The sequence below is a fragment of the Blautia glucerasea genome (genome assembly GCF_013304385.1).
Taxonomy (GTDB): domain Bacteria; phylum Bacillota; class Clostridia; order Lachnospirales; family Lachnospiraceae; genus Blautia_A; species Blautia_A ammoniilytica.
The window spans coordinates 1-1,876 of sequence record NZ_JAAITU010000107.1 but is presented as its reverse complement, the minus strand read 5'-3'; the positions used below and the strand labels follow the sequence as shown (position 1 = coordinate 1,876).

Annotated in this window: 1 protein-coding gene; it reads right to left on the bottom strand. The window is 39.1% G+C overall.

Annotation, left to right across the window (positions count from 1 at the left end):
• Positions 1 to 94 precede the first annotated feature (94 nt).
• Entirely contained in the window at positions 95 to 1,393 is a 1,299-nt protein-coding gene (ltrA, locus tag G5B11_RS18545) for a group II intron reverse transcriptase/maturase (protein WP_173729313.1), read from the bottom strand.
• Positions 1,394 to 1,876 lie beyond the last annotated feature (483 nt).

Genomic DNA, 1,876 nt, shown 5'->3' with positions numbered 1-1,876 from the left:
AGTCGAGTAGACTTACACCTCACAATGTAAGCCCCTCACAGAACCGTACGTGCGGCTTTCCCGCATACGGCTCTTCATAATAATATTTACAGTTTCAAAACAAGCTGACATAAATCTTTGGCATTGCCAATGGATAATATTTCAGCATTTCAATGAATCCTTCTCTTGTATAACTCTTTCTGTCACTTCGTCTGTTCAGCACCTTAAACAGAAGTTCTCTCACCTGTTGCTTGTAGTTTGAAATCATTCTGCCATTAAAACTAATCCCATAGTACCTATAGTGTCCTGTCAGCTTCAGATTAAGCATTCCCATTAGTTTCTTTAGTGGTTGGTCTCTGTTTGCGTATAACCACACTTTTATGTCTCGGATTTTCTGTCTGAATTTCTTAGAACTTGTCTTTGGCATTATATATGGCATACCTTTGCGTGAACGTCCACAATAGAACGTGAATCCAAGAAAATCAAATGTTTGTAATCTGATAGACTCACCATTCTTTTGCTTTGCCCTTGCAATGTAAGCACCGCTTTGTAAGAGACGACTTTTACTATTTTCTAATTGCAAACCGAACTTTTCCATCCGTTCTTTAAGAAGCTTATAGTAATTTTCTGCTTCCCATTTATATTGAAATCCTGCAACAAAATCATCTGCATATACAATCAAAAAGTTATCACCCTTGCATTCCTTGGTAATAATAAACTTATACCAAAGTGTCAATACATTATGCATATATATGTTTGCAAGGATTGGACTTATGATATTCCCCTGTGCTGAACCTTCTTCATTTAACATCAGTTCGCCATCATCTAACACTCCCACTTTAAGGTACTTCTTAACCAGACCGATTATATTAGGGTCTTTGATATAGAGATGGAGAAACTTGATAATCCATTCATGTTTCATGTGGTCGAAGAAGCCTTTGATGTCAGCGTCCACAATATAACATATTTTCGTATTGTTTAAGCTCTTATACAGTTCTTTTATTGCGTTATGACATCCTCGATTTGGTCTGAATCCGTACATGCAGTTCAGAAATCTCGGTTCATAGATAGCTTCCAGTATCTTCTTTAATGCTAATTGGACTATTTTATCCTCGTAGCATGCAATTCCTAATGGTCGAAGTTTTCCATTGCTTTTAGGGATATATACCCTAATTGATGGCTGTGGTTTGTATGATTTTCTTTTCAATCTTTCTACCAAGTCATCTATGTTTTGTTCCAGATTCCTCTCGTATTCTTTCTTAGTAATCTCATCCATGCCGACTGCTTTGTTTCCGTCTAATTCTTTGTGGCATTGCAAAAGCATTTCTTTATTGATTAGATGATACAACGATGTGAACTCTGGTCTCGGCGAACTTGCCGATATTTCTGCTATTCTTTCTAATTTTGTTTCCATCAATGCCCCCGTCCCTGAGTACGGTTGATGTGTCCTCAGAAAGACCATTATTATGTAGCTCCCTTCCCTCCATTGGCATTACCCAACTTCTTCAGTACTATGAAGCTATCCGACTGCCTACTATTCTTTTGGCATTCTCCTGTTTTGCAGTTGTTTGCCATACTTGCAATGGCAAGAAACAATAGGCTCTCCCCAGTTGACTGAATAGTCACAATGTAAAACATAAAGTGCTCTTTGACCCCGCAGAAGCAAACCATTTCTTACCATAACGATTTGGTTTGTGTTGCTTTCCGCTGGAATTAAAACGTCAGCCTTCTAGATATCAAAATTTCGAGGCTCAATCACACTCTCTATTTTCTCGCTGTCTACGCTTAGCAACTACCATTACTGGCAGTCACCCAAGACTCGCTACTGGCGGTTGGTTAGACCTTACCAGACAGGCGTTCCACCTGCTAGACTACTCGCCCTTGTCTGGGCGCACAA